This window comes from Achromobacter marplatensis, from assembly GCF_002209535.1.
In the GTDB taxonomy this organism is placed as follows: domain Bacteria; phylum Pseudomonadota; class Gammaproteobacteria; order Burkholderiales; family Burkholderiaceae_B; genus Achromobacter; species Achromobacter marplatensis.
In genome coordinates this window covers 1-25969 of sequence record NZ_NJIG01000002.1, presented here as the reverse complement: position 1 = coordinate 25969, position 25969 = coordinate 1, and the positions used below count along the sequence as shown (strand labels likewise).

General features: G+C 64.8%; 21 protein-coding genes, 3 rRNA genes and 1 other RNA gene. 3 read left to right on the top strand and 22 right to left on the bottom strand.

The window, feature by feature from the left end; all coding sequences use genetic code 11:
* Window positions 1–67: 67 nt before the first annotated feature.
* The 15 genes from ftsZ to rnpB form a co-directional block, all read right to left on the bottom strand.
* On the bottom strand, window positions 68–1252 hold the full coding sequence (gene ftsZ / locus CEY09_RS03695; RefSeq protein ID WP_035213763.1) for a cell division protein FtsZ: 1185 nt from the start codon (window positions 1250–1252) through the stop codon (window positions 68–70).
* 187 nt (window positions 1253–1439) lie between these two features.
* Window positions 1440–2666 (bottom strand): cell division protein FtsA, encoded by a 1227-nt coding sequence (ftsA, locus tag CEY09_RS03690; RefSeq protein WP_006217473.1) that lies wholly within the window; start codon window positions 2664–2666, stop codon window positions 1440–1442.
* Window positions 2667–2670: 4 nt separating this feature from the next.
* Entirely contained in the window at window positions 2671–3495 is an 825-nt protein-coding gene (locus CEY09_RS03685; RefSeq protein WP_006226267.1) for a cell division protein FtsQ/DivIB, read from the bottom strand.
* A 12-nt stretch (window positions 3496–3507) separates the two neighbouring features.
* Entirely contained in the window at window positions 3508–4458 is a 951-nt protein-coding gene (locus tag CEY09_RS03680) for a D-alanine--D-alanine ligase (protein ID WP_088587624.1), read from the bottom strand.
* Entirely contained in the window at window positions 4455–5861 is a 1407-nt protein-coding gene (gene murC, locus CEY09_RS03675; RefSeq protein WP_088587623.1) for a UDP-N-acetylmuramate--L-alanine ligase, read from the bottom strand. The genes CEY09_RS03680 and murC overlap by 4 nt, the downstream gene beginning before the upstream one ends.
* Entirely contained in the window at window positions 5858–6934 is a 1077-nt protein-coding gene (murG, locus tag CEY09_RS03670) for an undecaprenyldiphospho-muramoylpentapeptide beta-N-acetylglucosaminyltransferase (RefSeq protein ID WP_088587622.1), read from the bottom strand. The genes murC and murG overlap by 4 nt, the downstream gene beginning before the upstream one ends.
* Window positions 6931–8124: a putative lipid II flippase FtsW gene (gene ftsW, locus CEY09_RS03665; protein ID WP_088587621.1), complete on the bottom strand. Its 1194-nt coding sequence runs from the start codon at window positions 8122–8124 to the stop codon at window positions 6931–6933. The genes murG and ftsW overlap by 4 nt, the downstream gene beginning before the upstream one ends.
* Entirely contained in the window at window positions 8121–9653 is a 1533-nt protein-coding gene (gene murD / locus CEY09_RS03660) for a UDP-N-acetylmuramoyl-L-alanine--D-glutamate ligase (RefSeq protein ID WP_088587620.1), read from the bottom strand. Before murD ends, ftsW begins: the two co-directional genes overlap by 4 nt.
* Window positions 9650–10819, bottom strand: coding sequence for a phospho-N-acetylmuramoyl-pentapeptide-transferase (mraY, locus tag CEY09_RS03655; protein ID WP_006226261.1), 1170 nt, complete (start codon window positions 10817–10819; stop codon window positions 9650–9652). Before mraY ends, murD begins: the two co-directional genes overlap by 4 nt.
* The gene (gene murF / locus CEY09_RS03650) at window positions 10809–13667 is read right to left on the bottom strand and encodes a bifunctional UDP-N-acetylmuramoyl-L-alanyl-D-glutamate--2,6-diaminopimelate ligase MurE/UDP-N-acetylmuramoyl-tripeptide--D-alanyl-D-alanine ligase MurF (RefSeq protein WP_088587619.1); all 2859 of its coding nucleotides are present in this window, start codon (window positions 13665–13667) and stop codon (window positions 10809–10811) included. The genes mraY and murF overlap by 11 nt, the downstream gene beginning before the upstream one ends.
* Window positions 13664–15394 carry a peptidoglycan D,D-transpeptidase FtsI family protein gene (locus tag CEY09_RS03645; protein ID WP_006226259.1) on the bottom strand — a complete coding sequence of 577 codons (1731 nt, stop codon included), beginning with the start codon at window positions 15392–15394 and terminating at the stop codon, window positions 13664–13666. The genes murF and CEY09_RS03645 overlap by 4 nt, the downstream gene beginning before the upstream one ends.
* Window positions 15391–15681, bottom strand: a complete 291-nt coding sequence (gene ftsL / locus CEY09_RS03640) for a cell division protein FtsL (protein ID WP_006226258.1) — start codon at window positions 15679–15681, stop codon at window positions 15391–15393. The genes CEY09_RS03645 and ftsL overlap by 4 nt, the downstream gene beginning before the upstream one ends.
* A complete protein-coding gene (rsmH, locus tag CEY09_RS03635) occupies window positions 15681–16778 on the bottom strand; it encodes a 16S rRNA (cytosine(1402)-N(4))-methyltransferase RsmH (RefSeq protein ID WP_006226257.1) in 1098 nt (365 codons plus the stop codon). Before rsmH ends, ftsL begins: the two co-directional genes overlap by 1 nt.
* A 7-nt stretch (window positions 16779–16785) precedes the next feature.
* On the bottom strand, window positions 16786–17214 hold the full coding sequence (gene mraZ, locus CEY09_RS03630) for a division/cell wall cluster transcriptional repressor MraZ (protein WP_006226256.1): 429 nt from the start codon (window positions 17212–17214) through the stop codon (window positions 16786–16788).
* Between the two features lie 366 nt (window positions 17215–17580).
* Window positions 17581–17985, bottom strand: an RNA gene (gene rnpB, locus CEY09_RS03625) — RNase P RNA component class A.
* Window positions 17986–18128: 143 nt separating this feature from the next.
* Here rnpB and CEY09_RS03620 point away from each other — a divergent pair.
* Window positions 18129–19955, top strand: coding sequence for an ATP-binding cassette domain-containing protein (locus CEY09_RS03620; protein WP_088587618.1), 1827 nt, complete (start codon window positions 18129–18131; stop codon window positions 19953–19955).
* A gap of 123 nt (window positions 19956–20078) precedes the next feature.
* Here CEY09_RS03620 and pyrC read toward each other — a convergent pair whose 3' ends face one another.
* Both pyrC and CEY09_RS03610 read right to left on the bottom strand, forming a co-directional pair.
* Window positions 20079–21158 carry a dihydroorotase gene (gene pyrC, locus CEY09_RS03615; protein ID WP_088588038.1) on the bottom strand — a complete coding sequence of 360 codons (1080 nt, stop codon included), beginning with the start codon at window positions 21156–21158 and terminating at the stop codon, window positions 20079–20081.
* Window positions 21154–22347 carry a M20 aminoacylase family protein gene (locus CEY09_RS03610; RefSeq protein WP_006226253.1) on the bottom strand — a complete coding sequence of 398 codons (1194 nt, stop codon included), beginning with the start codon at window positions 22345–22347 and terminating at the stop codon, window positions 21154–21156. The genes pyrC and CEY09_RS03610 overlap by 5 nt, the downstream gene beginning before the upstream one ends.
* A gap of 147 nt (window positions 22348–22494) precedes the next feature.
* Between CEY09_RS03610 and CEY09_RS03605 the strand changes: the two genes are divergently transcribed.
* Window positions 22495–22773: an SWIB/MDM2 domain-containing protein gene (locus CEY09_RS03605; RefSeq protein ID WP_006217453.1), complete on the top strand. Its 279-nt coding sequence runs from the start codon at window positions 22495–22497 to the stop codon at window positions 22771–22773.
* Between the two features lie 181 nt (window positions 22774–22954).
* Here CEY09_RS03605 and gcvA read toward each other — a convergent pair whose 3' ends face one another.
* Complete coding sequence (gene gcvA, locus CEY09_RS03600) at window positions 22955–23830, bottom strand: transcriptional regulator GcvA (RefSeq protein WP_088587617.1); 876 nt, start codon at window positions 23828–23830, stop codon at window positions 22955–22957.
* A gap of 137 nt (window positions 23831–23967) precedes the next feature.
* Between gcvA and CEY09_RS03595 the strand changes: the two genes are divergently transcribed.
* Window positions 23968–24573, top strand: a complete 606-nt coding sequence (locus CEY09_RS03595; RefSeq protein WP_088587616.1) for a LysE family translocator — start codon at window positions 23968–23970, stop codon at window positions 24571–24573.
* Between the two features lie 92 nt (window positions 24574–24665).
* On the opposite strand, the gene CEY09_RS03590 is transcribed toward CEY09_RS03595, so the two are convergent.
* The 4 genes from CEY09_RS03590 to CEY09_RS03575 form a co-directional block, all read right to left on the bottom strand.
* Window positions 24666–25031, bottom strand: a complete 366-nt coding sequence (locus CEY09_RS03590; protein WP_006226250.1) for a DUF4870 family protein — start codon at window positions 25029–25031, stop codon at window positions 24666–24668.
* Window positions 25032–25249: 218 nt separating this feature from the next.
* A 5S ribosomal RNA gene (rrf, locus tag CEY09_RS03585) occupies window positions 25250–25362 on the bottom strand.
* Window positions 25363–25567: 205 nt separating this feature from the next.
* A 5S ribosomal RNA gene (gene rrf / locus CEY09_RS03580) occupies window positions 25568–25680 on the bottom strand.
* 198 nt (window positions 25681–25878) lie between these two features.
* Window positions 25879–25969: ribosomal RNA gene (locus CEY09_RS03575) — 23S ribosomal RNA — on the bottom strand; the annotation flags it as partial.

Genomic DNA, 25969 nt, shown 5'->3' with positions numbered 1-25969 from the left:
TTGCCCGCGGGGACAGGCAAGCCGGAGATGAGGGAGTGCGTTTAGAGCCTGTGGCCGGCTCTTTGGTTCAATCCGCCTGCTTGCGCAGGAACGCCGGGATGTCGAAGTGATCCATGCCCGAGCTTTCCAGCGCGCGGACCTGGGCAGACGCCTGGCTGCGCGGATTGCGCATGACCGACGGCATGTCCAGATTGCGGTAATCGCCACCTTGGCCGGCCGGCATCGTGCCCATGGGCATGTTGTCGGTACCGGTGCGGAGCACTTCAGCGGTGTTCTGAACCAGTTGCGGACGCGCTTGCGCACGGCCCAGGCCGGTTGCAACCACGGTCACGCGCAGGTTTTCACCCATCGTTTCGTCGTAGGCGGTGCCGAAGATCACGGTCGCGTCGTCCGAAGCGTAGCTGCGGATCGTTTCCATGATTTCGCGCGTTTCGCGCATCTTCAGCGAGCGGCTGGCGGTGATGTTGACCAGCACGCCGCGAGCGCCGTTCAGGTCCACGCCTTCCAGCAGCGGGCAAGCGATGGCGTGCTCGGCGGCGACGCGAGCGCGGTCAGCGCCCGATGCCGATGCCGTGCCCATCATGGCCTGGCCCTGCTCACCCATGATCGTCTTCACGTCTTCAAAGTCGACGTTGACGTTGCCTTCGACGTTGATGATTTCGGCGATGCCCGCGCACGCGTTGTGCAGGATATCGTCGGCCGAACGGAAGCAGTCTTCCTGCGTCGCGTCCTCGTCCATCAGTTCATACAGGTTCTCGTTGAGCACCACGATGAGCGAATGCACGTGCTTGGCCAATTCCGAGATACCGTCCTCGGCCATCTTCAGGCGCTTGTTGCCTTCAAAGGTGAAGGGCTTGGTGACCACGCCTACGGTCAGAATGCCCAGTTCCTTCGCCACCTCGGCAACGACCGGACCTGCGCCGGTGCCGGTGCCACCGCCCATGCCGGCGGTGATGAAGACCATGTGCGCGCCATTCAGCGCGGCACGGATCTCCTCGCGCGCGGTTTCAGCCGACGCACGTCCCTGCTCGGGCTTGGCGCCCGCACCCAGGCCGGTACGGCCCAGACGAATCTGCACCGGGGCATTGGTTGCCGCCAGCGCTTGCGCATCGGTGTTTGCGCAGATGAAATCCACGCCATGCACGCCGTTGCGAATCATGTGCGCGACGGCATTGCCGCCCGCACCACCCACACCAACGACCTTGATTACGGTCCCTTTGGTGTTGTTCTCAAGCATCTCAAAGTTCATCATGATGACTCCCTCACAAGTCCGATTTTGCAAATCACAAAAATTCCCCAACAGCCTATCTTTTGTGAATCGCCTCAAAGCCGATGCCGACTACATAGGTCCGCCACGGGTTTGAGACGCCTCCTCTTTCTGGCGCACCCCGCAATACTGCCGCGAGTCACGCCAAGGAGCAGGCCCCAACCTGCACCCTTTAATTCATAAACCATTCCTTCATGCGCGCCAGCAGGCTCTTGAAATTGCCTGTCTGCGCCGCGACCTTGCGGCCACGCACGCGCTGCATGCGCGCTTCCTGCAACAAGCCCATCACCGTCGAGAAGCGCGGATTGCGCATCACGTCGGCCAGGCTGCCTTCGTATTCGGGAACCGCCACGCGCACCGGCTTGAGGAACACGTCCTCGGCCAGTTCGATCATGCCGGGCAACTGCGCCGACCCGCCCGTCAAGACCACGCCCGAGGCCAGCAGATCTTCATAGCCGGAATCGCGCACGACCTGCTGCACCAGCGTGAACAGTTCTTCCACGCGCGGCTCGATCACGGCGCCGAGCGCCTGGCGCTTGACCTGACGCGGGCCGCGATCGCCCAGGCCCGGCACTTCCACGGACTCGTCCGGGCTGGCCAGCACCTGCTTGGCCACGCCGTAGCGCAGCTTGATTTCTTCGGCATCCGGCGTCGGCGTGCGCAGCATGGCCGCGATGTCGTTGGTGATCTGGTCGCCAGCGATCGGCAGCACCGCCGTGTGGCGGATCGCGCCGCCGGTGAAGATCGCGACATCGGTCGTGCCGCCGCCGATGTCGACCAGCACGACGCCGAGTTCTTTCTCGTCGGCAGTCAGCACGGCCAGGCTGGAGGCCAGCGGCTGCAGGATCAGGTCCTGCACTTCCAGGCCGCAGCGGCGTACGCACTTGACGATGTTCTGCGCGGCGCTGACCGCGCCCGTCACGATGTGCACGCGCACTTCCAGGCGCAGGCCGCTCATGCCGATGGGTTCGCGGATGTCTTCCTGGCCGTCGACGATGAATTCCTGGGTCAGCACATGCAGCACTTGCTGATCCGTCGGGATGTTCACCGCCTTGGCGGTCTCGATGACGCGGGCAACGTCGGTGGCGGTGACTTCCTTGTCCTTCACAGCGACCATGCCGCTGGAGTTGAAGCTGCGGATATGGCTGCCGGCAATGCCGGTATAGACGTCGCGAATCTTGCAATCTGCCATCAGCTCGGCTTCTTCAAGCGCGCGCTGAATCGAATTCACAGTGGTCTCGATGTTGACGACCACGCCCTTGCGCATGCCGCGCGATTCATGCTGGCCAAGGCCAAGCACTTCGAATCGCCCTTCGGGCAAAATTTCAGCCACCACAGCCACCACCTTGCTGGTGCCGATATCGAGGGCGACGATAAGGTCCTTGATGTCACGGGTCATGGCGTTAGCGTTTCTTGGGAGGTTTCGGTGTGGATTTGGATTTGGCTTCCGACGCGGGCAACGGGGCCAGCGCCAGGGCGAAACCATTGGGATAGCGCAGGTCGGCCTGCGTGATGGTGCGCCCTTCCAGGCGCCCCGACACGGCGGGCCACGCCTGCACAAAGCGTTGAATGCGAGCCGCGAACGGCAGTGCGCCGGGCAAGCCGTGCGGATCCGGCGCGTCGGCGCCCGGATCGCGGCCCAGGTCCAGCATCATGCCGTTGGACAGCACCACGCGCCAGGCGTAGCGCGGGCTCAGTTCCAACTGTTTGACATGCATATCCAGCGGCGCGAACCAGCGCGCCAGCTCGGCGTAGCGCTGCACGACCAGCGACTCGGTGCCCTCGGGCCCGGAGAACTGCGGCAGCACGGTTTCGTCGTCCACCTCGCCCGTGTTCGCCGTGAACGCTTCGCCCCAGGTGTTGATCATCTGGTTCTCGTTCCACAGCGCCAACGGCTGCTGTTCCTCGATCTGCACGCGCAGCACGTTGGGCCAGATCCGGCGCACGGTCGCATGGCGCACCCACGGCACCGACTCGAAGAGCTCGCGCGCATCGTCCAGGTCCACCGTGAAGAAGTTGCCCTTGAAGCGGCCGGCGATCGCCGATCGCACCGCCCCCGGCGACACGTAGTGCAGCTCGGTGTCCGGCATGGACTCCAGCTCGATCGCCGACAGCGTGAAGAACGGGCGTTGCACCACCCACACCACGCCCGCCAGGAGCATGGCGCAAACCGCCAGCACGGCTAGCGTGTTGGCGATCAGGTTGGTAGTGCGAGCGTCGTTCCACACGGATTATCCAGGTCAAGCGTTACGGGAGACGCCGTGCACTTTGCACGAGGCCTCGGACAGAATCGCCACGCACAGGTCGGCGTAGCTGATCCCCACGGCCTTCGCAGCCATGGGCACCAAAGAGTGGCTGGTCATGCCAGGCGAGGTATTCAGTTCAAGCAGCCAGGGACGGTTGTCGCGATCCAGCATGAAGTCGGCGCGGCCCCAGCCTTCGCAGCCCAGCGCCCGATAGGCCTTGACGGCGATGGCCGACACGTTCTCGGCCACTTCGGGCGGCAGGTTGGCCGGGCAGAAATACTGCGTGTCGTCCGAGAAATACTTGTGTTCGTAATCGTAGTTGCCGCCCGGGGCCGCGATCTCGATCACCGGCAGCGCGCGTGCGCCCTTGCCGGAACCCAGCACCGCCACGGTCAATTCGCGGCCGGTGATGAACTGCTCGGCCAGCACTTCGCTGTCGTAGCGGGCGGCCGCGGCGTAGGCTTCCTTCATGTCCGAATAGCCCACCACCTTGGTGATGCCCACGGTCGAACCTTCATGCGGCGGCTTGATGATCAGCGGCAGGCTCAGGCGGTCGGGGACCAGGCGCAGTTCCGTGTCGGCGTCCAGCACTTCGAAGTCAGGCGTAGGCAGGCCATGCTGCAGCAACACGCGCTTGGTCATGGTCTTGTCCATGGCCAGCGCCGAGGCCATCGGGCCGCTGCCGGTGTAAGGGATGCCCAGCAGTTCCAGGGCGCCCTGGATCGTGCCGTCTTCGCCATAGCGGCCATGCAGGGCGATGAACACCCGGTCGAAGCCTTCGGCGGCCAGCTCGGCCAGGCTGCGTTCGCCCGTGTCGAACAGGTGCGCGTCCACGCCGGCGCTGGCCAGCGCCTGCTGCACGCCCTTGCCGGACATCAGCGACACTTCGCGCTCGGCGGAACGGCCGCCGTACAACACACCCACTTTGCCGAATTGCGTGCTCATGCCAGTTCTCCCACTTGGGCCGGGACTTTGCTGATCGACCCCGCTCCCATCACAATCACCACATCGCCGTTGCGCACGAAGTCCACCACGGCCTGCGGCAGTTCAGCCACGTCTTCGACAAAGACCGGTTCGACCTTGCCGGCCACGCGCAAGGCGCGCGACAGGGCGCGGCCGTCGGCCGCCACCAGGGGCGGTTCGCCGGCGGCATAGACCTCGGTCAGCAGCACGGCGTCGGCCGTGCCCAGCACCCGTACGAAATCTTCAAAGCAATCTCGCGTCCGCGTGTAGCGGTGCGGCTGGAACGCCAGCACGATGCGGCGGTCGGGCCACGCGCCGCGCGCGGCAGCCAGCGTCGCGGCCATTTCGACCGGGTGATGGCCGTAGTCGTCGATCACGGTGAACGTGCCGCCGCCATGGTTGGCCGGCACGGGGAATTCGCCTGTTTGCGTGAAGCGGCGGCCCACGCCCTTGAACGCGGACAACGCGTCGCAGATCGCCTCGTCGGACACGCCCAGTTCGGTCGCCACGGCAATCGCGGCCAGCGCGTTGCGGACGTTGTGCAGGCCCGGCAGATTCAGTTCCACCTGCAGCGGCGGCAGCAGCGTTTCGCGGTGCGTGCGCTGCACGTTGAAACGCATGCGCGTGCCTTCCGGCTGCACTTCATAGGCGCGCACCTGCGCGTCTTCGTTCAAACCGTAGGTCGTGATGGGACGCGACACGAACCGCATGATCTCGCGCACGTTGGCGTCGTCCGAGCACAGCACGGCGCTGCCGTAGAACGGCAGGCGCTGCGTGAATTCGATGAACGCGCTCTTCAAGCGCGCCACATCGTGCCCGTAGGTGTCCATGTGGTCGGCGTCGATGTTGGTCACGATGGCCATCACCGGCAGCAGGTTCAGGAACGACGCGTCGGACTCGTCGGCTTCCACCACGATGTAGTCGCCCTGCCCCAACCGCGCATTCGCGCCGGCCGAATTCAGGCGGCCGCCGATCACGAAGGTGGGGTCCAGGTCGCCGGCGGCCAGCACGCTGGCCACCAGGCTGGTCGTCGTCGTCTTGCCGTGCGTGCCGGCTACGGCGATGCCGCGCTTCAGGCGCATCAGTTCGGCCAGCATGATGGCGCGCGGCACCACCGGAATCCGCGAGGCGCGCGCCGCGATCACTTCGGGGTTGTCGCCAGCCACGGCCGTGGACGTCACGATGGCGCCCGCCCCCGTGACATTGCTGGCCACGTGGCCGATCGCGATCTTCACGCCCAGGCTTGCCAGGCGACGCGTCACGGCCGACTCGTTCAGGTCGGAACCGCTGATCGTGTAGCCCAGGTTGAGCAGCACTTCGGCAATGCCGCTCATGCCCGAGCCACCGATGCCTACGAAATGGATATGTTGAATTCTGTGTTTCATGATGAACGCCCCGCTGCTTGTTCACAGACGTCGGCGATATGAGCCGCCGCTTCCGGGTGCGCATGGGCGCGGGCCCGGATGGCAACGGCTTCCAGTTCTTGTCGGGAACGCTGGGCGAGCCAGTCCGCCAGCCACTCGGGCGTCAAGGCGGACTGCGGCTGCAGCCAAGCGGCCTGCGCGTCGCTCAAAAAGCGCGCGTTGGCAGTCTGATGGTCATCGATGGCATGCGGGAACGGCACGAACAGCGCCGCGACACCCGCCGCGGCCACTTCGGACACCGTCATGGCGCCGGCGCGGCAGATCAGCAAATCCGCATCACCCATGGCGCCCGCCATGTCATCGATGAATGCGCGGCAGTCGGCCTGCACGCCCGCTTGGGCGTAGGCCTGCTGCAGCGCGGGCAAATGTTGTTCGCCGGCCTGGTGAATGACCACCGGGCGGCTGTCTTGCGGCAGGCGCGCCAGCGCCTGCGGAACCGTCGTGTTCAAGGCTTGCGCGCCCAGGCTGCCGCCCACGATCAGCACGCGCAGCGGGCCGGTGCGGCCGGCATAGCGCACGGCCGGGTCTGGCAAGTCGCACAGGTCCGCACGCACGGGATTGCCCATGGCTTCGCCCTTGGGCAGCACGCCGGGGAATCCGCTCAGCACGCGGCGCGACATCTTGGCCAGGCACTTGTTCGCGGTGCCGGCCACGGCATTTTGTTCGTGCACGACCAGCGGCGTGCCGCGCAGCGCGGCGATCACGCCGCCCGGGAAGGCTACGTAGCCGCCCATGCCCAGCACGACGTCCGGGCGCACGTCCGACAAGCGCGCCCAGGCTTGCGCGAAGGCGCGCAGCAGCAGGAACGGCAGCTTCAGCAGCGCCGAGGCGCCCTTGCCGCGCACGCCCTGGAACCGCAGCGGCACCAGCTCGATGCCGCGCGGCGGCACCAGCTTGCCTTCCATCTTGTCCGGGTTGCCCAGCCACAACACGCGCCAGCCACGCTCGCGCAGCACATCGGCCACGGCCAGGCCGGGCATGATGTGCCCGCCGGTGCCGCCGGCCATGATCAGGATGGTGCGGGCGGCGGTCATACCCGTCCCCCACGCATCATCACGCGGTTTTCGACATCGACCCGAATCAGCATGGCCAGGGCGCACAGGTTCATCACCACGCCGGAACCGCCGTAGCTCATCAGCGGCAGGGTCAGACCCTTGGTCGGCAGCAGGCCAAGGCACACGCCCATGTTGATGAAGGACTGCACGCCGAACCACATCGCCACGCCATGCGCCACCAGCCCCGCGAACGTGCGTTCCATGGCGATGGCCTGACGGCCGATATCAAAACCGCGATAGATGATGATGGCGAACAACGTAATCACCGCCATCACGCCCACAAAGCCCAGTTCTTCGCCCACCACCGCCATCAGGAAGTCGGTGTGCGCTTCAGGCAGGTAATGCAGCTTTTCAACGCTGGCGCCCAGGCCCACGCCGAACCATTCACCACGGCCCAAGGCAATCAGCGAGTGCGACAACTGATAGGCGCTGCCGTAGGCGTTGTCTTCGTTCCAGGGATCCAGATAGGCGAACAGGCGCGCCCGACGCCACGGCGATAGCCAGATCAGCATCAGGAAGGTGCCGACCAGCACGGCCAGCAGGCTGCTGAAGTACTTGCCGTTGATGCCGCCCAGGAACAGGATGCCGATGGCGATCGCCACGATCACCATGAAGGCGCCCAAGTCGGGCTCCAGCAGCAGCAGCATGCCCACGCCGGCCAGCGCGAAAGCCATCGGCAGGAAGCCCCGGGCGAACGCCTGCATGTGTTCCTGCTTGCGCACGGTGTAGTCGGCAGCGTAGAGCAACGCGGCCAGCTTCATCAATTCGGACGGCTGGAAGTTCAAGGGGCCCAAGGGAATCCAGCGGTGGGCGCCGTTGACCTCACGGCCGATGCCGGGAACCAGCACCGCGACCAGCAGGATCATCGCCACCACGAACAGCGGCACCGCCATGCGCTGCCAGACGCGGATCGGGATCGCCAGCACCACGGCGCCGGCAAGCAGCCCGGCGCTGACGAACAGGCCATGGCGGATCACGAAGTAGTAGCGCCCGTAGGACGCGTAACGCGGGCCGTCGGCCAGCGCGATCGACGCCGAATACACCATCAGCAAGCCAAGCAGCAACAACGTCGACGCCGCGATGACCAGCGGCAGATCGAAGTTGCGCATTTTGGTACGGCCGGGCCGTACGGCATTGACGCTGGCGGTAAGATCGGCGATCAGGCTCATGCCACCTCTCCACGGTCGCGGGCCAGGTCTTCGACCTCTTCCACGAAAACCTGCCCGCGGTGCGGGTAGTTGCGGAACATGTCCAGGCTGGCGCAGGCGGGCGACAGCAGCACGGCGTCGCCGGGCTGCGCCAGTTCCGCCGCCCCGCGCACGGCGTCATGCAGCGAATCGACGGTGATGCAGTTGACGCCGGTCGGCGCCAGCACGCGGCCGATCTCGGGCCCGTCCACGCCGATCAGCATCACGGCGCGCGCGTGGCGCGACACCACCGGAATCAACGGCGAGAAGTCCTGGCCCTTGCCCTGGCCGCCGGCGATCAGCACCACGGGTTGACCCAGGCCTTCCAGCGCGGCGACGGTGGCGCCCACGTTGGTGCCCTTGCTGTCATTGATGTAGTCGACGCCGCCGATCTGGCGCACGAACGCCGCGCGATGCGGTTCGCCGGCGTACTCGCGCAGCGTGCGCAGCATGGCGCCCCAACCCAGATCCAGGCAGCGCGCCAGTTGCAACGCGGCCAGCGCATTCAAGGCGTTGTGGATGCCGCGGATGCGCAAGGCGTCCACGGGCATCAGGCGGCTCATGCGGCCGTTGGCGCGCACCGGTTCGGGCGCGTCCTTCTTCCTGCGCACGGGCGGCGCGGGCTCATCGAAATCGACGGGTTCAGCGGCGACCAGCCAGGCCACGCCCTGCCCCAGTTCCAGCCCCATGTCGCCAACCAGTTCCGGCATGTCGCGGCCGAAGCTGCGCACGTTCAGGGCGTTCACGGTCTGCACCATGCGCACGGTCAGCGGGTCGTCGCGGTTGACGATGGCGACACGCGCCATCTTCAAGAGGCGCGCCTTGGCCTCGGCATACGCCTCCATACCGCCATGCCAGTCCAGGTGGTCCTGCGTGACGTTCAACACCACGGCCGCATCCGCCATCAGCGAGCGCGTCGTTTCCAGCTGGAAGCTGGACAACTCCAACACCCAGACCTGCGGCAGCGCGTCGTTGTCCAGCGCATCGATCAGCGCCGTCAACGCGGCGGGGCTGATATTGCCGGCCGCCACGACCGACAGGCCGCTGGCGTCGATCAGGTCGCGCGTCAGCGCGGTCACCGTGGTCTTGCCGTTGGTGCCCGTCACCGCCAGCAGGCGGGGACGGTACTCGTGCGTCTCGGCCAGGTCGGCCAGCGCGCGTGCAAACAATTCGATTTCGCCGACCACTTCGATGCCGCGGACCTCGGCCTCACGCAGCAGGTCGGCGGCAGGCGGCTGGGTCGGCGCCAGGCCGGGGCTCAGCACAACCTGGTTCACGCCATCCAGCAGCGCCGTATCGAAGGACACGTCGCAACCCAGGCGGTATTCCACATCGCTTTGCGCCAGCGCATCGCGCAGCGTCGCCAATCCGCCCGGCTCGGCGCGCGTGTCGGCCACGCGCAAGCGGGCGCCCAGGCGGGCGCACCAGCGAGCGGCGGCGACACCCGTCTCGCCCAATCCGAGGATCAGGACGAGCGGCGCGTCAGCGCGGGAGGTTTCCATCGTATTCATCGCAACTTCAGCGTAGAGAGGCCAATCAGCACCAGCATCATGCTGATGATCCAGAAACGCACGACCACCTGGGTTTCTTTCCAGCCACCCACTTCAAAGTGATGATGCAACGGCGCCATGCGGAATATGCGTCTACCTGTGCCATAACGTCGCTTCGTGTACTTGAACCAGGTCACCTGGATCATCACCGACAGCGTTTCCACCACGAACACGCCGCCCATGATGAACAGCACGATTTCCTGGCGCACGATCACCGCGATGGTGCCCAGCGCGCCGCCGAGCGCCAGCGCGCCGACGTCGCCCATGAACACCTGGGCCGGATACGCGTTGAACCATAAAAAGGCCAGTCCCGCGCCCCCGATCGCCGCGCAAAGCACCATCAATTCCGAGGCGCCGGGAATATAGGGGAACAGCAGGTACTTGGAATAGTCCACGCGGCCGACCACGTAGGCGAAGATGCCCAGCGCGCTGCCCACCATCACGGTAGGCATGATCGCCAGGCCGTCCAGGCCGTCGGTCAGGTTCACGGCGTTGCTGGTGCCCACGATCACGGCCCAGGTCAGCGCCACGAAGCCCAGCACGCCCAACGGGTAGCTCACCGATTTGAAGAACGGCACGATCAAGTCGGCGCGCGTCGGCAACGCCATCGTGAAGCCGCTGCCGACCCAGGCCTTGAAGAGCGGCCACAGTTCGGTGTTGGCCGGCGCCGACACGGCGAACGCCAGGTACACGGCGGCGATCATGCCGATGGTGGCCTGCCAGAAAAATTTCTGACGCGCGGGCATGCCTTCCGGATCGCGATAGACGACCTTGCGGTAATCGTCGCGCCAGCCGATCCAGCCGAAGCCGAACGTCACCAACAGCACCACCCACACGAAGCGGTTGGTCCAGTCCGCCCACAGCAAAGTGCTGATGGCGATGGAAATCAGGATCAGCACGCCGCCCATCGTGGGGGTGCCCGTCTTGACCAGATGCGATTCCGGGCCGTACGAACGCACGGCCTGGCCGATCTTCATCTCGGTCAACTTGCGGATCACACGCGGACCGGCGACGAGACCGATCAGCAACGCCGTCGCGCACGCCAGAACGGCGCGCAAAGTGATGTACTCGAACACGCCCAGCGCGCGCACATCATCGGAAAGCAGACGGGCGATCTCAAGCAGCATGGTGCTCTCCCTGCCCCTTGGCCGCCTGTCCGCCATTCAAAGAAAAAGCCGTCACAACCCGCTCCATGCGCATAAAACGCGATCCCTTTACCAATACGCAGGACGCGCGCAAACCGCGCAAGGCGGCAACCACTTCGTCTACCGATGCGCAGGCGTGCGCGCCAGCTCCGAACGCGGCCGCGGCCGCCCGGCTGGCTTCGCCTAGCGTGATCAACGCGTCAAGCCCTTGCTCGCGCGCGTAAATGCCCGCCTCGGCATGCAAGGCGGGACCGTTGTCCCCGATTTCACCCATGTCGCCCAACACCAGGACACGCTTGCCGGCCATGCGGCCCAGCACGTCGATGGCCACACGAACCGAATCGGGGTTGGCATTGTAGGTGTCATCGATGAGCAACGTTCCGTCACTCATTTGCTTGTGCTGCATGCGACCCGCGACGGGGACAAAGCCCGCCAGGGCGCGCACCGCGCTGTCCAGCGGCACGCCGGCCGCGATGGCGCTGGCGATCGCGGCCAACGCATTGCGCAGGTTGTGTAAACCGGGCACCGGCAGCACCAGATCCGCCGATCCGACGGGCGTAACCACGCGGCACCGCGTGGCGCTCACGTCCGCAAGAATGTGTTCCGCGTAGACGTCCAGACCAGGCTGCAAACCAAAGCGCAGCACGCGGCGCGGCTCGGCCAGCGCGTCCCAGATCGCGCAATACGGTTCGTCGCCCGGATACACGGCAATGCCGTCGTCCGGCAGGGCCGCAATCGCGGCGCCGTTCTCGTGCGCCACCGCTTCGACGGTGTGCATGAATTCCTGATGCTCGCGCTGGGCGTTGGTCACCAGCGTGACGGTCGGCGCGGCCATGGCGGCCAGTTGCGCGATCTCGCCCGGGTGATTCATCCCCAATTCGAAAACCGCCGCGCGATGCTCGGGGCGCAGACGCAGCAGGGTCAGCGGCACGCCGATATCGTTGTTCAGATTGCCGGCGGTGGCCAGCCGGCCTGCTTCGCCGCGCCACTCGGCCAGCATGGCCGAGATCATTTCCTTCGTGGTCGTCTTGCCGTTGCTGCCGGTCACTGCCACAACGGGCAATGAGAACTGCGAACGCCACGCCGCGCCGATGCGCATCAGCGCGACGCGGGTGTCGCCCAGCACCAGTTGCGGCAGCTTGGCGTCGCTGACGGGATGCGCGACCACAGCTGCGCAAGCGCCACGGCCTTCGGCCTGGTCCAGATAGTTGTGCGCGTCGAAGTTTTCACCGACCAGCGCCACGAACAGTTCGCCCGTATCGATGCGGCGGGTGTCGGTGGACACGCCCTTGACCTGCGGCAGCAGCATCGCCAGACGCGCCCATTCACGGTCGTCGAAAGGCAGCTTTTCGCCCCCGACATCCTGATAGGTCTCGTGCCCCTTGCCGGCCAGCAGCACCACGTCTTCGGGCAACGCGGCCCAGATGGTCTGCATGATGGCGCGTGCGCGGTCGACCTGCACGTCGGCATGCGCCGCTTCCGGAATACCGGCCAGAATCTGTTGAACGATCGCTTCGGGCGATTCCGTGCGTGGATTGTCGCTGGACACCACCACGTGGTCGGCCAGTTCCGCAGCAATTCGGCCCATTTCGGGGCGCTTGCCCGGATCGCGTTCGCCGCCGCAGCCAAACAGGCAGATCAGGCGGCCCGAGCGGGCAACCGCCACGGCGCGCAGCGCGGTCAAGGCGCGCGACAAGGCATCCGGCGTGTGCGCGTAATCCACAACCACCAAGGGGCTGCGGCCGGCATGGGCCTGCGTCGTGACCGGCACCGATTCCACGGTCTGCAAGCGGCCGTCCACAGGGTCGGTCGCGGCCAATTCCCGCGCGATCTGCGCAAACGGCAGACCCAGCTTGTACAGCACGCCAGCCACCAGCAGCAGGTTCGACACGTTGTGCGCCCCCAGCAGACGCGTCACGATCTGGGCTTCGCCATGCGGTGACACCAGCGTGAAGATCTGGCCTTGGGACGTGGCTTGAAGATCGCGCGCACGCATCGCGGCGGGGATCTCGGGCGAATCGCTCAGGCTGTAGCCCATCGCGCCCGTGCCCGCAGGCAGGCTGGCGATCAGGCGGCGCCCGGCGGCGTCATCGGCATTGACGATGGCGGCCGTCAGGCCCGGCCAGCGGAACAGGCGAGCCTTGGCGGCCTCGTAGTGTTCCATCGTGCCGTGGTAATCCAGATGATCGCGCGTCAGGTTCGTGAAGGCGGCCAGCGCGATGCGCACGCCGTCCAGACGGCCTTGCTCGATGCCGATCGACGACGCTTCCATGGCCACGGCTTTGGCGCCGGCGTCGCGCATGGCGGCCAGCGTGCGGTGCACGGTCAGGACATCGGGCGTCGTCAGGTCGCCGCCCAGCGTGCGGCCGTCGGGCAGCACGGCGCCCAGGGTGCCGATGGTGCCGCAAGGCTTGTCATTGCGGCTCAGCGCATGCGCAATCCATTGCACCGACGAGGTCTTGCCGTTGGTGCCGGTCACCGCCACCACCGCCAACGCGGCGGACGGGCGGCCGTACCAGGTGTCGGCCAGCTCGCCCAGCAAGGCGCGCAGACCGGTCACCGGCAACATGGGAGTGTCGGCCGCCGCGGCCAGGACGGAATCGCTGGCGGGGGCTTCGAACAACACGGCGCTGGCGCCCAGCGCCAACGCCTTATCTATATAGAGACGTCCGTCGCTGGACAGGCCCGGGCAGGCGACGAACACGTCACCCGGCTCGATATCGCGGGAGTCCAACTTCAGGTGCGCCGTCAACGAGACGCGCGCATGCAACCACGCCACGGTTTCGGCAACCGTGGCGACAGGGGAGGAGAGGAAGCCTTTGGCGCTCATCTGCCTGGCTCCTTGAGACCAGCAACAATCGTGGATTCAAAAGGCGCGTCCGGCCGCACCCCCATCAGCCTCAGGCTCCCCCCCACGATATGGGAGAACACGGGCGCGGCGATCGCGCCGCCGTAGTAGCCGCCGACCGTCGGCTCGTCGATGGACACGGCCACCACGATCTTCGGATCGGACACCGGAGCGAAGCCCACGTAGGAGCTCCGATAACGCTGCATGCTGTATTTGCCGTCGACGATCTTGCGCGCGGTTCCGCTCTTGCCAGCCACGCGGTAGCCCTGCACCTGAGCGGCCTTCGTGCCCTCGGGGCCGGCGGCGGCCTCAAGCATCGCGCGCACCATGGCGGTCGTCTTCGGCGTGTAGATCTTGACGCTGGTGGGGTCGCTGTCGCGCTTGACCAGGGTCAGCGACACCATGTCGCCATTGCGGGCGAAGACGGTGTAGGCGCGCGCCACTTGCAGCAGCGAGACCGACAGGCCGTAGCCGTAGGCCATCGTCGCCTTTTCGATCAGGCGCCAGCGGTCCCACGGGCGCAGGCGGCCCGGCGCAGCGCCGGGAAATCCCACCTGAGGCGCCTGGCCCAGGCCCAATTCGGTGAAGCGGTCCCACATTTCGCGGGATTCCAGCTTCTCGGAGATCATCGTCATGCCGATGTTGCTGGACTTGCGCAGCACGCCGGCCACGTCCAGCGTGCCGTTGCGGCTCACGTCGCTGATCGTGCTGCCCTGATACTGGAAACGGCCATTGCCGGTTTCGAACAGCGTCGACGTCGTGATGCGGCCCAGGTCCAGCGCCAGTGCGGCGGTGAACGGCTTCATGATCGAGCCCGGCTCGAAGGTATCGGTAATGGCCTGGTTGCGCAGCTTGGACCCGTGGAAGCTCTCGCGCTTGTTCGGATCGAAGGTCGGCACGTTGGCCAGCGCCAGGATTTCGCCGGTCTGCACGTCCACGACCACGGCGGTGGCGCCCTTGGCCTGGTGCTTGTCCATGGCGTCCTTCAATTCCTTGAACACCAGGTACTGCAAACGGGTATCGATCGACAGGCGCAAGTCGCGGCCGTCGACCGGCAAGGTCACGGCCTGCACGTCTTCAATGACGCGGCCCAGCCGGTCCTTGATGACGCGGCGGCTGCCCGGACGGCCCGACAACTGCTGGTTGAACGTCAGTTCGACGCCTTCCTGGCCCTGGTCTTCGACGCTGTTGAAACCCACCACGTGGGCCATCACGTCGCCGTCGGGGTAGTAGCGGCGCGTCTCGGGCTGCTGGTGCACACCCGGCATGCCCAACTGTTTGATCTTGTCGGCCACGTCCATCGAGACCTGGCGCTTCAGGTAGACGAAGTTCTTGTCTTCGTCGACCAGGCGGTGGCGCAAGTCGGCCACCGGCGTTTCCAGCAACTTGGCCAGCGCATCCATCTGCGCGGGCGTGCCCTGCTTGGCGTCTTCGGGAATGGCCCAGATGGCGCGCGCCGGCACACTGGAGGCCAGCACCGCGCCATTGCGGTCCGTGATCTTGCCGCGCGTGGCCGCCAGGGTCAGCGTGCGTTCATAGCGGCGTTCGCCCTGCTGTTGCAGGAACTCCGTCGACAACCCTTGCAGGAACAGCGCGCGGCCAGCCAGCACCGTGAACCCGCCAAACAGCAGGATCAACACCAGACGCGCGCGCCAGGTGGGCAATTGCCCTCGCAGCACCGGGTTGTCAAAGAAGGGGACGCGCTTCATTTGGCGCCCCCAGCCGTGGAGACGGGCGCTTGATTCAGATACAGCGTGCGGTCCGGAACGATGGGAATCATCTTCAGGCCGTCGCGCGCAATCACATCGACCCGCGCGTTGCGGGCCAGTTCGGCGCGATCAAGCTGCAGGCGGCGCCAGTTGGTTTCCAGGTCGCGTTCCTGGGCCTGATCACGTCCCAGCTCGACAAAGAGCTGGCGCGACTGATACCGGCTGGTGACCAGGGAAATGGCCGACAGCATCAGTAAAGCCGCAATGATCAGGTTGACACGACCCATTAGCGCCGCCCCCCCTTGCCGCCGCGGCGAGGCGGCGGAGCCAGGTCGCTGCCGGGCAGCGAGCCGATCTTCACGAACGCAAAGCCGCCCTCGGCGGGCAGCGGCGTTTCGGTGCGTTCGGCAACGCGCAGGACAGCGGAGCGGGCGCGGGCATTGGCCGAGACCTCATCGTCTTCAGCCAGGACACGGCCCAGGGAACGCAGGATGGGTTGCGGCATCTCGCTTTCGCGCAGCGGCAGGCGTGCATGCGCGGCGGCCGGACGCGCCGCCGCCGCGATGCACTGCTTGACCATGCGGTCTTCAAGCGAATGAAAGCTGATCACCGCCAACCTCCCCCCCGGGGCAAGCAGGTCTAGAGCTGCCGCGAGGGTGCGCGCGAGCTCTTCGAGTTCCCGATTGATGTAAATCCGTAAAGCTTGAAAGGTGCGTGTGGCCGGATGCTGCCCCTTTTCGCGCGTGCGGACGGCGCTGGCGACGCACTCGGCAAGCTCGAGCGTGGTGCGCAGCGGCCTTGTTGCGCGGCGAGCAGCAATCGCCTTTGCAACCTGAAAAGCAAACCGTTCTTCGCCATAATCCGCTATGACCTCCCGCATCTCATCCACACTGGCTTGCGCCAGCCAATCCGCCACCGTGGGACCACGAGTGGTGTCCATCCGCATATCGAGCGGGCCGTCTCGCATGAACGAGAAGCCGCGCTCGGCGTCATCGATCTGAGGCGACGACACGCCCAGATCCAGCATCACGCCATCGACCTTGCCGATGCCGCGCTGCTCCAATTCTTCAGCCATGGTGGCAAAGCCGCCATGGATAACCGTGACCCGAGGGTCCGCCGCCGCCAACGCATTGGCTACCGCGATCGCCTCGGGGTCCTTGTCGAACACCACCAGCCGGGCATCCTTGCCCAAGCGGCCCAGCAGCTCGCGACTGTGCCCGCCGCGGCCAAAAGTGCCGTCGACAAACACGCCGCGTTCCGCCCGCGTAGCCGTATCCGGCTCGGTCTGCGTGTGCGACCGTGTCGCGCCCTTGCCGCCGAAGTCGGGCAGCAATAGTGCGTCCACCGTCGGCTCCAGCAGAACGGGCCGATGTTCGAATTCCATAGATTTTTCAGAACGAAAACTGATTCAACACATCCGGCATACCCTTGGCCAGATCCTCAGCCTCTCGGCTGGCCAGGGTAGCGGCGTCCCACAGCTCGAAGTGCGCGCCCAGACCGAGCAGCATCACATCGCGCGTCATACCGGAAGCGTTGCGCAGTTCAGGCGCGATCAGGACCCGGCCGGAGCCATCCAGTTCCACATCCTGAGCGTTGCCCAGCAACAGCCGCTGCAATGCACGAGCCGTCATGGGAAAAGCGGCGATCTGCTCGCGCTTCTTTTCCCACTCCGGCCGCGGATACACCAGCAAGCAGCCGTCGGGGTGGCGGGTCAGGGTCAGCCGGCCATCGGCCTGCGACATCAGCGCGTCACGATGCCGGGTCGGAATCGAGATCCGTCCCTTGGCATCCAGCGTGAGCGCGCTGCTTCCCTGAAACACCACTTTTACCCCACTTAATTGCACAATTTCCTACTATTTCCCACTCTACGGTATGGCACAGGGGCGGTCAAGCGCGTGGTTGCAATTTTTTCAATCACAACAAGGACTTAGACCAATATGTAAAACCGCAAAAAGAAAAACCCCCTAATAAATCAGGAGGTTGCGGCACACTCTACAAGTCCTTCTTCAGAAGTAGCGCCTAAGGATGACTTTGCATTGTTTTACGAAGGGCCGTTTCGCCCGAACTGACGAGGCTTCCCGCCGGGCTTCCCGCCATGCGCAGCCAAAAAAATTGCGCGTCGGACTTCAGGCGCGACCACGCGCGGCCAGGCTTGGGGCCTGGCCAACTCGCGTGTGGGAAATTAGATGCAGGACGGGTCTATAGGCCGGATTCTGTACACCAGGTTTCCCTGGCGGACGATCATTCCTCTGCGCGGATCATTGCTGAGCCGCTCTAGCCACCTACCCGCATGCTTGGACGGAGCCGCCCTTCGCGACCCGAGGGCCGCACGCATGCCTATTTGATGTTGCTCCGGGTAGAGGTTGCCGCGTTTCACCCTGCGATGCCGCCCTTCGTTGCCGAATGGCGCGATACGGAGATGGCCGTATCTGTGCGTGCAAGCACGCCCGCTTCGCAGTCTCGTCTCTGTGGCCCTATTCCTCAACCGCGCCCGAAGACGCGGCCGGACGGCCGTTAGCCGTTACCCTGCCCTATGGAGTCCGGACCTTCCTCGATGGATTCGCATCCACCGCGATCGCCCGACCCGCCCTGCGGTCCGTATTCTATTACAGGTCATGGCTCTGTCCCCGAAGCGCGTCCCAAGGCGCGGGCACATCCCGCCCCAAACGAGCTTGCGGGGTTCCTGCGACAATACGCGCTGATCCGCTTAGACGCCGCAAAAACGACTCCATACATGGCCCTCGCTACTCTCATCACTCTTACCGACATCCAGCTGGCCTACGGCCACCATCCGCTGCTGGACCACGCCGACTTCGCCATTCAGGCCGGCGAGCGCATCGGCCTCATCGGCCGCAACGGCGCCGGCAAGTCGTCGCTGCTGAGGTTGCTCGACGGCAGGACGCTGCCTGACGACGGCGACATCGCCCGCAACTCGGGCCTGCGCGTCGCCACGGTCGAACAGGAACCCGAGCTGGACGAGAACGCCACCGTGTTCGATGTCGTCTGCAATGTGGAAGGCGACCACGAAGACTGGCAACGCCCCTCGCGCGTGCGCGCCATGCTGGAAAAACTGGGTCTGCCCGCCGATGCGCAGATCGCGGGCCTGTCCGGTGGCACCCGCAAGCGGGTCGCGCTGGCGCGCGCCCTGGTCGAAGAGCCCGATCTGCTGCTGCTGGACGAACCCACCAACCATCTGGACTTCGACGGCATCGCCTGGCTGGAAGAGATGCTGCGCAGCTGGCGCGGCGCCGCGGTCATCATCACCCACGATCGCCGCTTCCTGGACGCCGTCACCACCCGCATCGTCGAACTCGACCGCGGACGCCTGCTCAGCTTCCCAGGGAATTTCTCCCAATGGCAAGAGCGCAAAGCCCAGTGGCTGGAATCCGAACGCCTGGAACAAGCCCGATTCGACAAGCTGCTGGCGCAAGAGGAAGTCTGGATCCGCAAGGGCGTCGAAGCCCGCCGCACGCGCAATGAAGGCCGGGTCCGTCGCCTGGAAAGCCTGCGCGTCCAGCGCGCCGAACGCCGCGAGCGCATCGGCGACGTATCGCTGGCGCTGGCGGAAGGCCAGCGTTCGGGCAAGCTCGTGGCCGAACTCGAACACGTCGGCAAGACCTTCGGCGACAAGGTCGTGGTGGATGACTACTCCACGACGATCCTGCGCGGCGACCGTATCGGCATCATTGGCCCCAACGGCGCCGGCAAGACCACCTTGCTCAAGCTGATCCTGGGCGAAATGCAGCCGGACACCGGTTCCACGCGCATGGGCACCAACGTGGCGGTGGCGTACTTCGACCAGATGCGCGCACAACTGGATGAAAACGCCTCGCTCGTCGACATCATCAGCCCGGGCAGCGAATGGGTCGAAATCGGCGGCACTCGCAAGCACGTCATGACGTACCTGGGCGACTTCTTGTTCTCGCCCGCCCGCGCCGGCTCTCCCGTGCGCAGCCTGTCCGGCGGCGAGCGGGCCCGCCTGCTGCTGGCGCGCCTGTTCGCGCGCCCCGCCAACGTGCTGGTGCTGGACGAACCCACCAACGACCTGGACATCGAAACGCTGGAACTGCTGGAAGAACTGCTTCAGGAATACGCCGGCACCGTGCTGCTCGTCAGCCATGACCGCGCCTTCCTGAACAACGTCGTCACCCAGACCATTGCCTACGAAGGCGACGGCCACTGGCGCGACTACGTCGGCGGCTACGACGAATGGGTCGCCCAGCGCCCCGCGCCATCCGCCCCGGCAGCCGATGTGGACAGCGCCGCCAAGCCCGTCGACGAAAGCGCCGCGCGCGCCAAGGTCGCCAAGCCCAAACCGGCCAAGGCCACCAAGATGAACGCGTGGGACTTGCGCGAGCTTGAAGGCTTGCCGGACGCCATCGCCGCGCTGGAAGCGCAACAGGCCGAACTCGCCGGCAAGCTGGCCGACGGCAGCCTGTACCGCGATGCGCCCGCCGAGGTCGATCGCATCAACGGCGAACTCGCCAAACTGGAAAGCGAACTCGAAGAACGATTCGCCCGCTGGGAACTGCTGGAAGCACGCCGCGACGGCACGCTCTGACGTCCCTATCTATATATATAGATAGCCGCCATTTGAACGGCAAACAAAACGGGGGAGTGGCGCAAGCCGCTCCCCCGTTTCTCATTCGTCGACGCGCGCCCAATCTGGGCCCGCGCCCGCTGCTCAGACTTTCGCGCGCCAGGCCAACGCTTCGCCTGCCGCCAGCGGCACCAGCGTCGTATTGCCGAACTCCAGCTCGTCGGGAACCTGATACGTCTCGCGCACCAGCGTCAGGGTACCGGAGTTGCGCGGCAGGCCGTAGAAGTCGGGGCCGTGGAAGCTGGCAAAACCTTCCAGCTTGTCCAGCTTGCCCGCGGCCTCAAAGGCCGTAGCGTACAGCTCCATCGCGTGCAGCGCGGTGTAGCAGCCGGCACAGCCGCAAGCGTGTTCCTTCAAGCCTCGCGCGTGCGGCGCGCTGTCCGTGCCCAGGAAGAAACGCGGGCTGCCGCTGGTGGCAGCCTCGACCAGGGCCAGACGATGCGTCTCGCGCTTCAAGATCGGCAAGCAGTACAGGTGCGGCCGCACGCCGCCCTGGAAGATCGCGTTGCGGTTGTACAGCATGTGTTGCGGCGTGATCGTCGCGGCGATCGGCCCTTCGGCATCGCGTACATACTCGGCGCCTTCCTTCGTCGTGATGTGTTCGAACACCACCTTCAGGGCCGGAAACGCGCGGCGCAACGGCTTCATCACGCGCTCGACGAAAATCGCCTCGCGGTCGAACACGTCAATCGCCGGGTCGGTCACTTCGCCGTGCACCAGCAGCGGCATGCCGCATTTTTCCAGCGCTTCCAGCGCCTTCGCACACTTGCCCAGCAAATCGGTCACGCCCGCATCCGAGTTGGTCGTGGCGCCCGCCGGGTACAACTTCACGGCATAGACCTGGCCCGACTCGTGCGCGCGGAAGATCTCTTCCGCCGACGTGTTGTCGGTCAGATAGAGCGTCATCAGCGGCGTGAACGCTTCCGGATTTCCGCCAGCCTTGCCCAGCGCCTCCAGGATGCGGCCACGATAGGCCAGCGCCTGTTCGGTGGTGGTCACCGGCGGCTTCAGGTTCGGCATGATGATGGCGCGCGCGAACTGGCGCGCGGTATCGGCCACCACGGCTTCCAGCGCCGCGCCATCGCGCAGGTGCAGGTGCCAGTCGTCGGGGCGGGTGATGGTGAGCTGATTCGTGTTTGGAGTAGACATGGAAGGCTTCTTAATCTGCCAGCGGCATGCCCCGTTCAGCCAGCGCGCAGAACATCGCGCTGCCCAGGGGAATGACGGCATCGTTGAAATCAAAATGCGAGTTATGCAGCACGCAGCCCGACTCGGCGCCGCCTTGGCCCAGCCGGAAGTACGCACCGGGCTTGCTCTGCAACATGAAGGAAAAATCCTCGGAACCCATCGACGGCACCAGATCGCGCACCACGTTTTCCTTGCCGATCATCTCGGTCGCGATGTCGGCCACCAGGTTGGCGTGCTGCGGCGTGTTCAGGGTTGCCGGATAGATGCGCTCGTAAATCAGTTCGGCCGTGCCGCCGAATGCGCTGGCGATCGCGGTGACCAGTTCGCGCATGCGCGTCTCGACCATTTCCTGGACCGATTTGCGGAACGTGCGCACCGTGCCCACCAGCTTGGCTTCGCGCGGGATCACGCTCATGGCGCCCGGATGCCCCGCCTGCATGGACCCGATCGACACGACCGCGGAATCCAGCGGGTTCACGTTGCGCGACACGATGGTCTGCAATGCCGTAATGATCTGCCCCGCGATCGTCACTGGATCAATCGTCTGGTAAGGGTGCGCGCCATGGCCCCCGCGGCCCGTGATCTGGATCTCGAAGCGGTCCGCCGCCGCCATCATCGGCCCGGGGTTGATGCCGATCGTGCCGGGCCGCAGGCCCGGCCAGTTATGCAGCGCGTAGATCGCGTCGCACGGAAACGTGTCGAACAAGCCGTCCTCAAGCATGGCGCGCGCACCGCCCCGGCCCTCTTCGGCCGGCTGGAAAATCAGCACGGCCGTGCCGTCGAAATTGCGCGTTTGCGCCAGGTACTTCGCCGCCCCGATCAACACCGCGGTGTGGCCGTCATGGCCGCAACCATGCATCAGGCCCGGCTTGGTGGACTTGTGGCCGAAGTCGTTGTCTTCGGTCATGGGCAAGGCGTCCATGTCGGCGCGCAGCCCAATCATGCGTCCGCTGTCGCAGCGCTTGCCGCGAATCACGCCCACCACGCCGGTCTTGCCGATGCCGCGATGCACCTCGATGCCCAGTGCCTCAAGCGCGCCGGCCACAATCCCGGAGGTCCGGACTTCCTCGAAGCCCAATTCAGGATGCGCATGCAAATCGCGCCGCAGCGCCGTCAATTCGTCATGAAATAGGCGAATTGATTCCAAAGGAGATCGTGCGTACATAGGAGGTTACAGAATGACGTGATAGGGGGGACAGTCTGTGCATTTTAGTTGCTACAGAGGATAAATGCCTTTGTCTTTACGAGAGAGACACGTTATGCTCCGGCCGCAGGACAATTTTTCCAACAGCCAGAGAAGGAGCGCCGCATTATGGCCACAACCTCCAAACCCGCGACCGCGCGCAAGCCGAACGCTGCATTCATGAAGCCCCTGACCCCCAGCGCCGAATTGGCCGCTGTCATCGGCTCGGAAGCCGTGCCGCGTACCGAGGTCACCAAGAAGATCTGGGAATACATCAAGAAGCACAACCTGCAAGATGCCAGCAACAAGCGCAACATCAACGCCGATGCCAAGCTGCGTCCGATCTTTGGCAAAGATCAGGTCACGATGTTCGAACTGACCAAACTGGTCAACGCACATCTGAAGTAAGCAGGCAAAGGGCGTACCCCGTACGTCCCTGCCTCTTGGATTGTCGCGACGCCCTGGCTCACGCCGGGCTAGCACACCCTCCTCTCGCGCAAGCTCCATTTCCCGCGCGACACGCCGCTCCACATTCTGTGGACACGGCACACTCCCTCACTTGTTCCTGTCGATCCCATTTCGCTGATCGCTAGGCTTGGCGCGCCTCTTCGAGCAACCAGCTTCGAAACGCAGCCACCTCCGGACGTTGCGCGGACGCGCGCGCATACACGATCCAATAGCTGTAATCGTTCGGTAAAGCGTGCTCAAACAGTCGCACCAGACGCCCCTTTCGCAAGTCATCCGCAGCCAGCATCAGGCGCCCCAACGCGACGCCTTGTCCCTCGATCGCAGCCTGCAATACCAACGCCGCATCGTTGAAGACAAGACCCTGCGAAAGGTCCAATGCGACGTCGGTATGTTGGCACCACTGCTGCCACGCCGCGCGCGGCTGATCATGCAGTAGCGCCACGCGCTTCAGATCCTCCGGCCGCTTAAGCGCCGGCGGCCCGGCAGCCAACGCAGGGCTGCAGACCGGGCTCAAGAACTCGCGTGCAATCAGGTCGGCCTTGAGGCCAGGCCAACGCCCCAATCCCGAACGGATGCCGATGTCGAACGCGTCATCGCCGCTCCACAGCTGCACCGAGCTCGTCACCCTCAATTCCACGTCGGGATGCCTGGCACGAAAAGCCGGCAAGCGCGGCAACAACCAGCGCGAAGCAAAGGAAGGCAGCACCGAGATCCGCAAAGGCCCCTCGTGCTTGTCGCGCACGCGCTCGGTCGCCGCCGCCATCTGATCAAACACTTGCGACAGTTCGGCCAGATAGGCCGTGCCCTTTTGCGTGAGGGCCAATGCATGGCCTCGGCGCGTGAACATGGGATGACCCAGCCAGTGCTCCAGCTGCCGCACCTGATGGCTGATCGCCGCCTGCGTGACGCAGAGCTCAGCTGCGGCCAGAGTAAAGCTCATATGCCGCGCAGCGGCCTCAAAGGCGCGCAACGCGCCCAACGGTGGCAGACGGCGCATGTTCTCGATTAGTTCAGATTATCGAAGGGATGAGAATAGATCGTTTGGCCCCGCCCCGGAAGCGCTATCTACTACGACCTCGCCCGCTCACGGAAACCCCGGGGGATTGGCGGCAACCACATTCAAAGGAAGCGGTAATGATCGGGTGGGAAAGTTGGATCGTTTTCCTGGGGTACGCCATTCCCATGATCATCAGCCCGGGGCCGGGCAACACCCTCTTGGCCACCGCCGGCGGCCGCTACGGGATGAAGGGCTCGGTGCCGTTCTGGATTGGCTTCGAAGCCGGCAACCTGGCGCTCTGCGCCCTCTACGGGTTTGGCTTGGGTGGCACGCTGCACGAGTACCCGCAACTCCACACCGTCCTGAAATGGGCGGGCGCCGCCTATCTGCTTTATCTCGCCTGGGGCTTCTTCCGCGCATCCGTGGCGCCCGACCCTACGACGCGGCCACAGAAAGCGATGGGCTTTCGGGACGGTTTCATCTGCGTCGCGCTGAACCCCAAAATCCACTCGATGATCGTAGTCATGTTCGCGCAATTCCTCACGCCTGGCGCCAGCCTCGCCACCCAGGTGACGCAGCTAAGCGCCGCCTTCGTTGTCCTGGGCCTGTTCTGCCATTTCCCCTGGATCTACGGCGGCCAGGTCATCCTTGGACGGTTCAATACGCCACGTGCGGTACGCATCCAGGCCGCGGTCTTCGGCGTCTCGATGCTTGCTGTCGCAGCCTATGTCATCCTGTCCTAAGTACCTGTCCTTGGCACTGCAGCAAACGCCCATGAAAAAGGCCGGCGATCTCGCCGGCCTTTCTTGTTGCTGTTGCCCGAATTGCTTTCAGGTCACGCGTAGGTGGTGGGCGCCGCCCCTTCCAGCAACGCCAGCCAGCCCTTGATCAGGCGATACAGCACCCACACGACGGTTGCGATCAGGCCGATCCAGCCAATGAAGATATAGACGGCGATACCGCTGATGGCCAACCACAACATGGCCCACCAGAACGTGCGCAGCATCCAGTCGAAGTGGGCAGCGTAAACCGTGCCGGCCGCATCCGAGCGCTTCAGATACATCAGCACAACGGCGGCTAATGTCGCGATGCCCAGAATTCCACTCGTCAGAAAGCCCAAGGCAAACAAGCCGTAAGCCACGTGGGTCAACGTGCGCAGGTCCAACTTCGTACCGGGCACGGGGGTCTGGGTATCACTCACGATAACGCTCCAACGAATTGACTCGGTCAATCTTACCGCACAAAGCCCCCCCGCCCACGGGCGTTGTTATTTGTGCACATTCAGCATTGGCGCGGCTTGCAGCCTGATTGACGACCTGCAAAGCGCTTCGATTTGAAGGAGTTGTCACCAGCCATTCAGGCCGCCCTCGCCCAAAGACAAAGCCCCGCCGGGAACCGGCGGGGCTTTGAGGGATAAGAGCTTGACGATGACCTACTTTCACAGACGTCCGTCCACTATCATCGGCGCGAAGGCGTTTCACTGTCCTGTTCGGGATGGGAAGGAGTGGTACCACCTTGCTATGGTCGTCAAGCATAACTGCTTGAGCGGCTGCCTGAAACTTCAACCGCTCGAATCTTGGCGTACTTCTTGGGTCTTGCTGGGTCTTGCCCAGGTACTGCAGTGGATCCCGCTCTACGCATGTGGCATGCCAACAATGCCGCTTTCAATACGCAGGGGTTCTCACTCTACAAAGACAAAACCCCACAGGATTACCTGTGGGGTTTTGCGGAATAAAAGCCTGACGATGACCTACTTTCACAGACGTCCGTCCACTATCATCGGCGCGAAGGCGTTTCACTGTCCTGTTCGGGATGGGAAGGAGTGGTACCACCTTGCTATGGTCGTCAGGCGTAACTGGTTGAGCGGCTGCGGTTAGGCAACTGCTCCAATCTTGGAAGAAACACAACGTGTGGCGATCAGAGACTAGCTCGATGATCACGCACAGGGGGGTGTAATTGGTGTTGGCTGGCTGCTGACGGTGCAGCCAGATTTTGTATTGAACGACACTTGGAACGCTACATCACCAGGTCATAACCATCAGTGTTATAGGATCAAGCCTCACGAGCAATTAGTATCGGTTAGCTTAACGCATTACTGCGCTTCCACACCCGACCTATCAACGTCCTGGTCTCGAACGA